General features: G+C 65.4%; 12 protein-coding genes. 7 read left to right on the plus strand and 5 right to left on the minus strand.

Features of this window, described 5'->3' with window-relative positions; all coding sequences use genetic code 11:
• The 3 genes from AB4Z44_RS18895 to AB4Z44_RS18905 form a co-directional block, all read right to left on the minus strand.
• Positions 1 to 747: an SDR family NAD(P)-dependent oxidoreductase gene (locus tag AB4Z44_RS18895; RefSeq protein ID WP_404711208.1), complete on the minus strand. Its 747-nt coding sequence runs from the start codon at positions 745 to 747 to the stop codon at positions 1 to 3.
• Positions 748 to 843: 96 nt separating this feature from the next.
• A complete protein-coding gene (locus AB4Z44_RS18900; RefSeq protein ID WP_404714281.1) occupies positions 844 to 2,463 on the minus strand; it encodes an amidohydrolase in 1,620 nt (539 codons plus the stop codon).
• A gap of 77 nt (positions 2,464 to 2,540) precedes the next feature.
• Positions 2,541 to 3,407 carry an NAD(P)-dependent oxidoreductase gene (locus AB4Z44_RS18905; RefSeq protein ID WP_404711209.1) on the minus strand — a complete coding sequence of 289 codons (867 nt, stop codon included), beginning with the start codon at positions 3,405 to 3,407 and terminating at the stop codon, positions 2,541 to 2,543.
• A gap of 103 nt (positions 3,408 to 3,510) precedes the next feature.
• Between AB4Z44_RS18905 and AB4Z44_RS18910 the strand changes: the two genes are divergently transcribed.
• Complete coding sequence (locus AB4Z44_RS18910; RefSeq protein ID WP_404711210.1) at positions 3,511 to 4,755, plus strand: threonine ammonia-lyase; 1,245 nt, start codon at positions 3,511 to 3,513, stop codon at positions 4,753 to 4,755.
• 113 nt (positions 4,756 to 4,868) lie between these two features.
• Positions 4,869 to 5,660 carry an arginyltransferase gene (locus AB4Z44_RS18915; protein WP_404711211.1) on the plus strand — a complete coding sequence of 264 codons (792 nt, stop codon included), beginning with the start codon at positions 4,869 to 4,871 and terminating at the stop codon, positions 5,658 to 5,660.
• A gap of 140 nt (positions 5,661 to 5,800) precedes the next feature.
• On the opposite strand, the gene AB4Z44_RS18920 is transcribed toward AB4Z44_RS18915, so the two are convergent.
• On the minus strand, positions 5,801 to 6,901 hold the full coding sequence (locus tag AB4Z44_RS18920) for an IS5 family transposase (RefSeq protein WP_404710544.1): 1,101 nt from the start codon (positions 6,899 to 6,901) through the stop codon (positions 5,801 to 5,803).
• Between the two features lie 138 nt (positions 6,902 to 7,039).
• Between AB4Z44_RS18920 and argB the strand changes: the two genes are divergently transcribed.
• From argB to AB4Z44_RS18940, 4 genes are read left to right on the plus strand one after another with little or no spacing between them, the layout of a single operon-like run.
• Entirely contained in the window at positions 7,040 to 7,909 is an 870-nt protein-coding gene (gene argB, locus AB4Z44_RS18925; RefSeq protein ID WP_404711212.1) for an acetylglutamate kinase, read from the plus strand.
• A gap of 43 nt (positions 7,910 to 7,952) precedes the next feature.
• Positions 7,953 to 8,264 carry a YggT family protein gene (locus AB4Z44_RS18930; RefSeq protein ID WP_404711213.1) on the plus strand — a complete coding sequence of 104 codons (312 nt, stop codon included), beginning with the start codon at positions 7,953 to 7,955 and terminating at the stop codon, positions 8,262 to 8,264.
• 6 nt (positions 8,265 to 8,270) lie between these two features.
• Positions 8,271 to 9,161, plus strand: coding sequence for a bifunctional methylenetetrahydrofolate dehydrogenase/methenyltetrahydrofolate cyclohydrolase FolD (folD, locus tag AB4Z44_RS18935; RefSeq protein ID WP_404711214.1), 891 nt, complete (start codon positions 8,271 to 8,273; stop codon positions 9,159 to 9,161).
• A gap of 22 nt (positions 9,162 to 9,183) precedes the next feature.
• Entirely contained in the window at positions 9,184 to 9,819 is a 636-nt protein-coding gene (locus AB4Z44_RS18940) for a MarC family protein (protein WP_404711215.1), read from the plus strand.
• Positions 9,820 to 9,836: 17 nt separating this feature from the next.
• Here the strand turns inward: AB4Z44_RS18940 and AB4Z44_RS18945 are convergent, their stop codons facing one another.
• Positions 9,837 to 11,606, minus strand: coding sequence for an AcrB/AcrD/AcrF family protein (locus tag AB4Z44_RS18945; protein ID WP_404711216.1), 1,770 nt, complete (start codon positions 11,604 to 11,606; stop codon positions 9,837 to 9,839).
• Between the two features lie 56 nt (positions 11,607 to 11,662).
• Here AB4Z44_RS18945 and AB4Z44_RS18950 point away from each other — a divergent pair, with 56 nt between their 5' ends.
• On the plus strand, positions 11,663 to 12,067 hold the full coding sequence (locus AB4Z44_RS18950; protein ID WP_404711217.1) for a GtrA family protein: 405 nt from the start codon (positions 11,663 to 11,665) through the stop codon (positions 12,065 to 12,067).
• The last annotated feature ends 55 nt before the right edge of the window (positions 12,068 to 12,122 follow it).

Here is a 12,122-nt window from a genome sequence, read left to right on the forward strand (position 1 = left end):
TTACAGACGCGAACCGCCGCTGGCTTCGATCGTGCGGCCGGTGATCCAACGGCCGGCATCCGAGCTCAGGAACAGGATTACGTCGGCGATATCGTCCGGCTGGGCGATCCGCTTGAGGGCCTGTCCTGCCAGCACGCCTTCGCGTGCGGCCGGGTTCTGAAGGAAGCTCGCCATATCGGTCTCGGTCGCGCCCGGTGCGACCGCGTTGACGCGGATGCCCTTGGGGCCAAGTTCGATCGCAAACGACCGGACGAGCACGTCGACCGCGCCCTTGGTCGCCGAATAAGCCGGGGCGCCGGGAAAAGCGGCACGCGCCACTACCGACGACAGCAGCACGATACGAGTGCCTTCGCCCATCAGCGGCAGCAATTGCTGGACGGTAAAGAACGGCGCGCGGACGTTGACCGCGAACTGGCGATCGAAATCTTCGACCGTCTGCTCCTCGATCCCGGCGAAGGTTGCGACGCCGGCATTGGCGACGAGGATGTCGAGCTTCGTGATGCCGAGCGCCTTCACCGCCTCGGCGAGTTTGAACGGACCGTCGCCGGCGGCCAGATCGGCGGGGACTGCATCGGCCTCGCCGCCCTTGGCGCGGATCTCGGCGACCAGCGCCTCGGCGGCATCGCGGCTTGCGCTGTAATGGACGATCACGCGCGCGCCCGCATCGGCGAGCTTGGCTGCAGCGGCGCGGCCGATCCCGCGCGAGGCGCCGGTGACGAGGGCGGTCTGGTTGGCAAGATCGGTCATGGCACGTCTCCCCTGAAAATCGGCGTGGAGATAGGTCTGCTGGTGCCGACCGGGTAACGTCGCTTTCTAAACTGACCGATACATAATCTTCGGCGGCTATTTCCGCACCCAGACGGCGCTTCCCGCCATCCACGTCTCCAGCACCTTCGTCTCACGCAACGCCTTGGCATCGACCTGGAAGGGATCGCGATCGACGAAGATGAAATCGGCATAATGGCCGGGTTCGAGGCTGCCGATCCGGTCCTCGGCGCGCGACGCAAAGGCGGCGCCGGTGGTGAAGGCAGCAAAGGCCTGGGTCAGCGTCAGCTTCTGCTCGGGCAGGAAGCCACCCGGTGGATCGCCCGCCGCATCCTCGCGCGTCACCGCATCCGCCATGCCGGGAAAGGGGTTGGGATCTTCGACCGGATAGTCCGATCCGAAGGCGAGCGGGACATGATTGTCGAGCATCGTCTTCCACGCATAGGCGCCACCGAGCCGGTTCGGCCCTAGGCGGGTTACCGCCATCGCATGATCGGACGTCGCATGGCTCGGCTGCATCGATGCGATGATGCCATGTCTGGCGAAACGCGGCAGATCGGCCGGATCGACGATCTGGGCATGCTCGATCCGCCAGCGTCGATCGCCGTCATAGGTCGCGCTCAATTCATCGATCGCGTCGAGCACCTGGGCATTGGCGGCGTCGCCGATCGCGTGGACGGCCACCTGGAAATTGTCCATCGCGGCGCGGCTCATCATATTCTTGAGCTTGGCGTCGTCGAGGAATTGCAGGCCCTTCGTATCGGGCTTGTCGGCATAAGGCTGCTTCAGCCACGCGCCGCGCGATCCGAGCGCGCCGTCGGCGAAGAGCTTGACCCCCACCATCCGCAGCCGCCCGTCATAGAGCCAGCGAGTGGGGGCCGGCCCGGCGATCGCCAGCAACGTGTCGATGCCCAGTCCATAGGAGATGATCCGCACGCGCAGCCGGCCATCATCGCCGATCCGGCGCAAAGTCTCCCACGTCTCGACGCTGGTGCCCATGTCGGCGGTGGCGGTGATGCCGTCGGCGAGCAGGATATTCTGCGCCTTGATGAGCGCGGCATCGCGTTCGCGTGGCAGCGGAGCGGGCGCGGCCTTCAGGACCAGCGCTTGCGCGGCGTCTACGAACAAACCGGTCGGGTTGCCGCGCGCGTCGCGCTCGATGCGGCCGCCCTTCGGGTCCTGCGTCTTGGCGGTAATGCCCGCCGCCGCCATCGCGGCACTGTTCGCGAGCACGGCATGGCCATCGACGCGATCGAGCAGCACCGGGCGATCCTTGACGACATGGTCGAGATCGGCAGCGGTGGGGAAACGGCCGAGCCTCCAGCGCTCCTGATTCCAGCCGCCGCCGCGGATCCAGGCCGGGGTTGCCCGCGCCTCGGCATATTTGCCGAGCTTGTCCTGCGCCTCGGCCAGGCTGTTGGTGGCGGACAGATCGAGGCTGAGCGCCTGCATGCCGAGATCGCTGACATGGCCGTGCGCGTCGATCAGACCGGGCAGCAGCACGCGCCCTTTCGCGTCGAGCCGGAAATCGGGGCGCTGCGGGCGCGGATCGTCTTTCTGCAAAAGCTTGGCGACGCGGCCCTGCCGATCGATCAGCAGCCCGTTGAACCGCACCAGATCGCCATTCTTGCCGATCGTATAGCCGGTGACATTGTCGATCAGTCCCTGCTCGGCGAGCGGGATCGGCGGGGGCGGCATGGCGGGAAGCTGCTTGCGTGCGGCCAATGCCGGGGTGGCAAGCAAGGCGAACGCCGCCGCTGCTGCAAGCGGCAGCCTCACCGGCCGAGCCTGCGGATGATCGACGACGTATCCTGGCGTCCGCCACCCATCTGCTGCACCTCGGCGTAGAATTGATCGACTAAGGCGGCCACCGGGAGGGTCGCACCGTTGGCGCGAGCTTCCTGCAGCGCCAGCCCTAGATCCTTGCGCATCCAGTTGACCGCAAAGCCGAAATCGAACTCATCGCGCGCCATCGTCGCCCAGCGATTGCTCATCTGCCAGCTGCCGGCGGCGCCGGCCGACACCGCCTCGAACACCTTGGCGGTATCGAGCCCTGCCGCCTGGGCGAAGCGCAGCGCTTCGGCCACGCCCTGGATCGCTCCGGCAATGGCGATCTGGTTGACCATTTTGGCCTGCTGGCCAGCGCCCGCCTCGCCAACATGGACGATGCGGGCGGCATAGGCCTCGATCAGCGGCCGCGCGCGCTCCACCGCGGCACGCGTGCCGCCGCACATCACCGAGAGCGTGCCATTCTCGGCGCCCGCCTGCCCGCCCGAGACCGGCGCATCGACGACGAGCAGCCTGCGCTCCGCGCCCTCGGCTGCCAGACGGCGTGCGATTTCGGCCGAAACGGTGGTATGATCGACGAATAAGGCGCCCTCGCGCATCGCCGCAAACGCGCCATGGCTGCCCAGGGTCACCTCCGCCAGATCGGCATCCGCGCCGACGCAGGAGAAGACCGCGTCGGCCCCCTCCGCGGCCGCAGCCGGGGTCGGCGCGCTCTTGCCGCCATGGCGCGTCACCCAGGCGTCGGCCTTTTCGGGCGTGCGATTGTAGACGGTGACGTCATGTCCCTTGGCCGCAAGGTGCCCCGCCATCGGGGCCCCCATCACGCCAAGGCCGAGGAAACTGATCTTTGCCATGCGCGCGGCATTAAGGCGGCGCAAAGGTCCGCGCCAGTGGGCTCGCCCCGCTATCGTAGCCTGAAGGGTTCAAAAACTGCGCCAACAGGACTAGGCGACTCGGATGGCTACGCTTCTCAAACCCAGCGCCGATGTCGCGCTCCCCGTGTCGCTTGACGACGTCCGCTCCGCGCATGCGCGCGTGGCGCCGTCGATTGTGCGGACGCCGACGCTGATTAGCCGAACACTCAGCAAGCTTACGGGCGCCACCGTCTACCTCAAATTCGAAAATCTCCAGTTCACCGCTGCCTACAAGGAGCGCGGCGCGCTCAACAAATTGCTTCAGCTCGATGACGTGGCGCGCGCACGCGGCGTGATCGCCGCATCGGCAGGTAATCACGCGCAAGGTCTTGCTTATCACGGCGCCCGGCTCGGCATCCCGGTGACGATCATCATGCCGACGCACACCCCGCAGGTGAAGGTCACCCAGACGCGCGGGCATGGTGCGAACATCATCCTGCACGGCGACAATGTCGACGAGGCGCTCGCATTCGCGCGCGATATGGCGGAGGCACAGGGGCTGACGATCGTCCACCCCTTCAACGATCCGCAGATCATTGCGGGCCAGGGCACGGTTGCGCTGGAAATGCTCGAAGAGGCGCCCGATATCGACACGTTGATCGTGCCGATCGGTGGCGGGGGGCTGATCTCGGGCTGCGCCACCGTGGCCAAAGCCGTGGGGGGTGTAGAGGTCATCGGCGTCCAGGCCGAGCTCTACCCGTCGATGTACAATTTGATGAAGGGTGACTCGCGCCCTTGCGCCGGCGACACGCTGGCCGAGGGTATCGCGGTCAAGGAGCCTGGATCGGTCACGAGTGCGTTCGTTTCCGGCCTCGTTGACGATATCGTGCTCGTCTCGGAGCGTTACCTCGAAGAATTGGTCTCGCTGCTGCTGCAGATCGAAAAGACCGTAGTCGAGGGTGCTGGTGCCGCCGGGCTTGCAGCGATGCTCGCTTACCCCGATCGCTTCGTTGGCCGGACAGTCGGCATCATCCTGTGTGGCGGCAATATCGATACCCGCCTGCTCGCCAACGTGCTGCTGCGCGATCTTGCCCGCTCGGGCCGGCTCGCACGGCTGCGCATCAAGCTGCAGGATCGGCCGGGCGCGCTCTATCATGTGGCGCGCATCTTCGATCAGGAGCAGGTCAATATCATCGAGGTCTATCATCAGCGGATCTTTTCCACCTTGCCCGCCAAGGGACTCATCACCGATATCGAGTGCGAAACGCGCGATGCGGCGCATCTCGATGCGCTGATGGCGGCGCTGACGCGTGAAGGTTATGATGTGAACCCGGTCGAACTTGCCTGATTCGGGGCCTGATAATCCGGCTTAACCATCAAAGATGGTAAACCGGCTTTTCATGGCCGCGAACCAAAGGCATAGTCGCTCATGGGGCATTTGGGCGAAGGGCGAAGCCGCGGGTGAGTGCGCAGTTTAAATTTCCGCGGTTCTTCGTGACCACGCCCGCTCCTTGCCCTTATTTGCCGGGCAAGACCGAGCGCAAGGTGTTCACCGAGCTGTCGGGCAACCATGCCGCCGAACTGAACGAGGCGCTCGGCCGAATTGGATTCCGCCGCAGCCAGGGCGTCGCTTATCGGCCGAGCTGCATCGATTGCACCGCCTGCGTCTCGGTGCGGGTCGTCGCGACCGAGTTCGTGCCCAACGCCACGCAGCGCAGGCAGATACGCCGCAATGCCGATCTCGTGGTGAGCGCGTGCGAGCCGTGGACGACCGAGGAGCAGTTCGCGCTGCTTCGGCGCTATCTGGCGGCACGCCATCCGGGCGGCGGCATGGCCGAAATGGACGAGTTCGACTTCGCCGACATGGTCGAGCAGACCCCGGTGACGACCTATCTGGTCGAATATCGCGAGCCGTCGGTCAATGGCCGTCCCGGCCGCCTGGTCGGTGCGTGCCTGACCGATCAGCAGTCCGATGGGCTGTCGATGGTCTATAGCTTCTTCGAGCCCGATTATGCCGAGCGGCCCGGGCTGGGTACCTTCATTATCCTCGATCATATTTCGCGCACGCGCGCGTCGGGTCTGTCCTACGTCTATCTCGGTTATTGGGTGAAGGGCTCGGCGCGGATGCAATACAAGATCCGCTATCAGCCGCTCGAACGGCTCGGCCCGCACGGCTGGCGTCCGCTCGACGCGACCGAGATGGAGGCCGGCCTGCCGACCGTGACCGGCGGGCTGAAGTTCCCGAAGCTTTAGCAGGCTGCGGAAAAACGCGCGTAACCGGCCGTTTTGTCCATTGGATTGAGGGCTTGGACGGGCCTCGGCGCGGGGTTACGGGCGTCCATTTTGGCCATTTTGCTCGGACTGCGCCGATTTGAGGCGGAGTCCGAGCATGGTCAGGCAGCCGCGATCAGCTTGGGTATCCGGATGAGGTTGTAGGCGGCGGTGGTCAAGATGAAGGCCCATCCGACGCGATCGGTGCCCCTGTGGCGGGTCTTGCGCAGTCCGCCGGTGGTCTTGGTCCAGCCGAACACCTCTTCGATGCGCTTTCGGACGCGCAGGCTGATGGCATAGCCGGGATGGCGGGTTGTGCGGCCGTCGATGGCGCTCCTGCGCCGTCGGTCGCCGGCGGGCGTGATCTGCTCGTTGCGGGCGATGTGCGGTGAGACTTTGCGGGCGCGCAGTTCGCGAACGAACTCGCGCGCATCATAGGCCTTGTCGGCGCCCAAGGTTATACGGCCGCTGGCTCCCAGCGCATCGACCAGCGCCAGCGCGGCCTCGCGTTCCGCGGTGCCCGTCGCCTGCGTGAGGGTGGCACCGACTACCAGGCCATTGCGGTTCTCCATCAACACATGCCCCATGAACGCCATGCGTGACGACTGGCCGTTGGCCTTGCGGTAGAGCTTCGCCTCGGGATCGGTGGTCGAGGTATGGGTCTGGTTCGATCGCTTCTCGCCGCGAAAGTCGCGCTCGGCATTGCGTCCCGGCCCCGGCGGTCCATCGCCATCATCCTTGCGACGGAAGCTCTTCATCGACGCCCAGGCGTCGATCAGCGTGCCATCCACCGAGAAGTGATCATCCGAAAGCAAGTCGCGGCTTCGGGCCTGCGCCACCACCGCAGCCAGGAACCGGGTCGCGACATCGCCTTCCAGGAGCCGGTCGCGGTTCTTGGTGAACACCGTGGCGTCCCAGACTGTCGCATCCATCGACAGGCCGACGAACCAGCGGAACAGCAGGTTGTAGTCCAACTGCTCCATCAGCTGACGCTCGGAACGGATCGAATAAAAGACCTGCAGTAGAAGCGCGCGAAGCAGCTTCTCGGGCGCGATCGAGGGGCGACCCGTCTTCGCGTACATCCCCTCGAAATCGCCCGACAGAACCTCAAGCACTTCGTCGACCATAGCGCGGATCGGACGAAGCGGATGACCCAGGGGAACCCGCGCCTCGCAACTCACATAGGAAAACAGGCTATCCGTCCGAACGTCCTCGCCGCGCATGCCGCACCCCAAAACTCACCGCGACACTTGAATCACGACCGACGCATCCCGGAAAGAGTTTTTCCGCAGCCTGTTAGACCGACTGTTTTCCGCTCCGGCGGGAATGACGGTTGCGAATTTGGCCGCTAAGGCCCGCCCATGATCAGCCACGCTCCCGATCCCGCCCTCCTCGCCAAAGCCGAGACGCTGGCCGAAGCGCTGCCGTATTTGCAGCGTTATGCCGGTGCGACGTTCGTGGTGAAATATGGCGGCCACGCCATGGGCGATGCCGATGCGGCCGAGGATTTTGCCGAGGATGTCGTGCTGCTGAAGGCGGTCGGCATCAACCCGATCGTCGTCCATGGCGGCGGGCCGCAGATCGGCGCGGCGCTGAAGGCGCAGGGGATCGAGAGCCGATTCGTCAACGGGCTGCGCGTCACCGACGCCGCGACCATGAAGGTCGCCGAAATGGTCCTGTCGGGTGCGATCAACAAGGAGATCGTCTCGTGGATCGCGGCCGAGGGCGGCCGCGCGGTCGGCATCTCGGGGAAAGACGGCCGGCTCGTCACCGCCACCAAGGTAGTCAGCGATGTCGATCTGGGGTTCGTGGGTGAGCCCGATGACATCGATACACGCATCCTCGATACGATTTCGAAGGCGGGTATGATCCCGGTGGTCGCGCCGATCGGCGTCGGCGCCGACGGCCAGACCTACAATATCAACGCCGATACGATGGCGGGCGCGCTCGCCATTGCCACGGGCGCCGAACGCCTGTTCCTGCTCACCGATGTTGCCGGGGTGCTCGACAAGAACAGGAATCTGATCTCCGATCTCACGCCGCAGGATATTGCCGCGCTCCAGCAGGACGGCACGATCAGCGGCGGCATGATCCCCAAGCTGGAAACCTGCGTCCACGCAGTCGAGGGCGGGGTCGATGCCGCGGTCATCCTGGACGGGCGGGTGCCGCACGCGATGCTGATCGAGATATTCACCAAGCAGGGTGCGGGCACGCTCGTGCGACTCGATTGAGCGAGGCTGGCGGAAGGCGCAACGCTCGGCTAGGGGATCGCGCATGCTGATGGCCCTTTATTCGATCGCCCAGTTGCTGCTCACGGTGCTGCGGTGGATCATTATCATTCAGGCGATCCTGTCGTGGCTGGTCGCCTTCAACGTCGTGAACACGAATAACGATCTGGTGCGGCAGGTGCTCTATGCGCTGACGCGCATGACCGAACCGTTCTATCGCCCGATCCGGCGGATCATGCCTGATTTCGGTGCGCTCGATTTTTCGCCGATGGTGGTGCTGCTTTTGATCATCATCCTCCAATCGATCGTCCTGCCGCAGGTCGTACTGCCCGCCATCATGCAATCCATGGGAGCCTGAACCGACGTGACTGCCGCCATCATCGACGGAAAAGCCTTTGCCGATGGGCTCCGCGCCCGCCTCGCCGATTTCGTCGCCGATTTCGTCGCCAAGGCCGGCCGCAAGCCCGGCCTCGCCGTGGTGCTGGTGGGCGAGGATCCCGCGAGTGCGGTCTATGTCCGCTCCAAGGGCAAGGCGACCGAGGCCGCCGGCATGGCGAGCTTCACGTACCGCATGCCGGCCGACACCAGTCAGGAAGCGCTGCTGGCGAAGGTCGCCGAGCTCAACGCCGATCCGGCCGTCGACGGCATCCTCGTCCAGCTTCCCCTGCCCAAGGGGCTGCGGGAGGATGAGGTGATCGCCGCGATCGATCCCGACAAGGATGTCGACGGCTTCCACCCGATCAATGCCGGGCGCCTCGCCAGCGGTCTGCCGGGTCTCGTGCCCTGTACGCCGCTCGGCTCGCTGATGCTGCTCAAGGATCGGCTGGGCTCGCTCTCCGGGCTCGACGCCGTCGTGATCGGGCGTTCGAACATCGTCGGCAAGCCGATGGCGCAGCTCCTGCTCGCCGAAAGCTGCACCGTGACGATCGCCCATTCGCGCACGAAGAACCTGCCCGAGGTTGTGAAGCGCGCCGATATCGTCGTCGCTGCAGTCGGCCGGCCCGAAATGGTCAAGGGAGACTGGATCAAGCCGGGCGCGACCGTGATCGATGTCGGTATCAACCGCGTCGATGCGGCCGAGCCGGGCAAGACCAAGCTGGTCGGCGACGTCGATTATGCCGAAGCACTCGAAGTCGCCGGCGCGATCACCCCGGTGCCGGGCGGCGTTGGGCCGATGACGATCGCCGTGCTCCTGCGCAACGCGGTCGTCGCCGCCTACCGCCGCGAAGGGTTGGAAGAGCCGGCCGGCCTGTGATGGCGCCGCCGCGCGCCACCTGATGCTGTCGCTGTTCCTCTCGGCGTTCGTCACCTTCTTCGTGGTGATCGATCCGCCCGGTTGCGCGCCGATCTTCGCCAGCCTGACGCGCGGGGGCAGCAATGCCTTCCGGCGTACCATGGCGCTGCGGTCGACACTGATTGCGACCGCCATCCTCAGCCTGTTCGCGCTGGTGGGCGAGCCTTTGCTCGGCGCGCTCGGCATCAGCCTGCCCGCGTTCCGCATCGCCGGCGGGATCATGGTGTTCCTGATCGCGCTCGAGATGGTGTTCGAGAAACGCACCGAACGGCGCGAGGGGCGTGCCGAGGAGATCAATCGCCGCCACGCCGAAGAGCATCGCGAGGAGCCGGAGGATATTTCGGTTTTCCCGATGGCGATTCCGATGATCGCCGGGCCGGGATCGATCGCGACGGTGATGCTCGTCACCTCGCACAATCATGGGCAGGCCTTGGTGGTCGTGCTGGCGGCGCTTGCTTCGGTGCTGGTGCTGACGGTGATCGCGCTCCTGGCAGCGGGGGCGATCATGCGCGTGCTGGGGGACAAGTTGGAGGCGATGATCACCCGCGTGCTGGGTGTGCTTCTGGCGGCATTGGCTGCGCAGTTCGTAATCGATGGCGTGAAGGCCAGCTTCGGCTGACCGTTAAAGAAAGCCTCTCAATTCACCCGGCGCCAGAGCTTGAACGGCGAATCGGCTGGGAGCGGCACTGGCTGGAGCCAGGCGGGTACCTTTCCGCCGTTGAGCTGAACGTAGAACCCCTTCGGGGCCTCGCTGGCGTAGACCGTCGATTCGCTCATGCCCGGGCACAGCAGCAGCAAGCTCGCGCCATGACGACGCATCACCTCATGCGCCACTTCGGGATCGGTCGCGCGAAAGCTATGCTGGACGTCGAGAATGGCGTCGCCGCCCCGATGGTATGGACCGGCGATCACATTATGCCGGGTCACCGAAAGCAGCCGTGGCCCCATATCGACGAAGGTCATGATCGTCTGCGGCGGGAGCGCCGCGATCGGCCGCAGTGCGGGCAAGGTCGGACAGCGGCGATTGGCGATATCGACCTTGTGGCGATAGACCGTCACCTTCTGCGGCGTATTTCGGACGATCAATCCGGCGAATGCGCCCGATACCAGGATGAATACCGCCACCGATCCGAACACGCGCACCAGCATCAGGCGATGCGCGAGCGTCCAGCGCAGCATCGGCCAGCCAAGCCCGGTCGCGCCGATCGCGCCGAGCAACTGCGACGACGGTCCCGCACGCGTTTGCCAGAACAGCAGCAGCGCCGCGAACAGCGACAGCAGACTCACGAGCAGCCAGGGCATGAACCGATCGGTCCTGCGCTCGCGCCACAAGGTCACGGCCGCCCCGATCACGCCGATGATCGACAGGCTGAGCGTGGGAAAGGCGATGCGCCAGCCATGCTGGTAGAGTGGCTTGGCCTCACGGATATGGCTGAACCAGAGCGTCTCCAGTTCGGGCGAGATATGTTCGGGCCGACCGAGGCATTGCGGCCAGGCCCACACATAAAAGCCGCCGATCGCCGCGGCAGCCGCCAGCGCCGCGACGACCCGCATCCAGCGATGGGTGAACGGCAAGGATGCGAGCGCCACCAGCAGCCCGCCGCTGAACAGCAGGGTCGACAGATAGACCGGGGTCAATGCGTCGCAAAGCGGCTGGGCATTGTCGAACGACCCGAAGGCGACATAGCCGATCGCCGTCCCGCCCGCGAGCGAGGCGCCATAAGCGCGCAGCCGCCGCGCCTGGCCGCCGTCGATCATCCACCACAAGGTGATCAGCGCGCCGGTGACGGCGAGATAGGGTAGAAGCTCGAGCCCGATCGCGAGCGAGAAAGCGGTCGCGAAGCCCGCGGTCAGCCCCCCGCGCGTCTGCTTCTCGTCGGCCATGCCGGCGACGGTGATGATCAGGCTGGCGAGCTGCCAGCCATGGTGATCGACCCGCAGCGGCATCCACATCAGCATGGTCGTGCTGGCGCAGACGAGAATCGCGGCGGCGAGGGTGAAGGCCCATTGATCGACCAGCCGGCGCGCCGTCAGCATCATGCCATAAAGTGCCGGCCCCAGCGCCAGCATCGGCGCGATCGCGCACGACCAGCGCGCGGCCTCCTGCCCACCGGCAAAGGGCTGGATCAGCAGCATCAGCGCCGCGATCGGCAGATCGACCAGCCGAGACCAGTGGATCGAGACGCCCGTCGGCGGATTCATCCGGTGCTGGCGCAGATCGAACCAGCCCTGGCCCTGCAGCAGAGCCTGGACCTGTGCGAAGCGCATATTGTCGTCGGTGTCGCTCAGCGCGAACCAGTGGATCGCCGCCCACTTGTAATAGAGCATGTAGATCGCGGTCGCCGCCCAGAAGACGAAGAACCAGCGCTGCCAATGTGTTCCGTCGCCGGTCCGTCGTCCGTCCACTGTCTTCCCTCGATGGCGTTCGCGCTCTACGGGGCGTCGGGCAAAGAGCAAGGGGCGTGCGTGTGATAGTGGCCGGGTCGCGGCGAGAAATGCTGTGGCAGCTCATTCGCTATGTCGTGAACGGCGGACTGGTCACGCTGCTCTATGCGATCGTTTATACTGTCTTGGTGCGGAGCCTGCACACGCATCCCCAGATTGCGACGCTGCTCGGGCAGGCGGTCGCGGTGGCGACGGGGTATATGCTCCACAGTCGCGTTACCTTCCGGGCGCACGGTGACCGCAATCAGGGCACGCAGCTACGCTTCGTCCTCCAGGCGATACTCAGCTATGCGATGGCTGCCTTCTGGACCTGGCTGCTGCCCGAGCGACTGCATCTGTCGACCTTGGCGCCTTTGGTGCCGATCTGCTTCTTCAACCCGATCATTCTGTTTGCCATTAACCGGCTGTGGGTGTTTCGATAGACGCTGGTTTTTCGATATGGCACTGATGTCGATGGTTGGGGCGCTCAGAGCGGAC

It is taken from the genome of Sphingomonas sp. MMS24-J13, from assembly GCF_044905095.1.
GTDB lineage: Bacteria > Pseudomonadota > Alphaproteobacteria > Sphingomonadales > Sphingomonadaceae > Sphingomonas_I.

What these genes read in the sequence shown, in the direction of transcription:
- AB4Z44_RS18895 (WP_404711208.1), bottom strand. Translation starts at nt 747, where the DNA reads ATGACCGATCTTGCCAACCAGACCGCCCTCGTCACCGGCGCCTCGCGC.
- AB4Z44_RS18900 (WP_404714281.1), bottom strand. Translation starts at nt 2,463, where the DNA reads ATGCCGCCCCCGCCGATCCCGCTCGCCGAGCAGGGACTGATCGACAAT.
- AB4Z44_RS18905 (WP_404711209.1), bottom strand. Translation starts at nt 3,407, where the DNA reads ATGGCAAAGATCAGTTTCCTCGGCCTTGGCGTGATGGGGGCCCCGATG.
- AB4Z44_RS18910 (WP_404711210.1), top strand. Translation starts at nt 3,511, where the DNA reads ATGGCTACGCTTCTCAAACCCAGCGCCGATGTCGCGCTCCCCGTGTCG.
- AB4Z44_RS18920 (WP_404710544.1), bottom strand. Translation starts at nt 6,901, where the DNA reads ATGCGCGGCGAGGACGTTCGGACGGATAGCCTGTTTTCCTATGTGAGT.
- argB (WP_404711212.1), top strand. Translation starts at nt 7,040, where the DNA reads ATGATCAGCCACGCTCCCGATCCCGCCCTCCTCGCCAAAGCCGAGACG.
- AB4Z44_RS18930 (WP_404711213.1), top strand. Translation starts at nt 7,953, where the DNA reads ATGCTGATGGCCCTTTATTCGATCGCCCAGTTGCTGCTCACGGTGCTG.
- AB4Z44_RS18940 (WP_404711215.1), top strand. Translation starts at nt 9,184, where the DNA reads ATGCTGTCGCTGTTCCTCTCGGCGTTCGTCACCTTCTTCGTGGTGATC.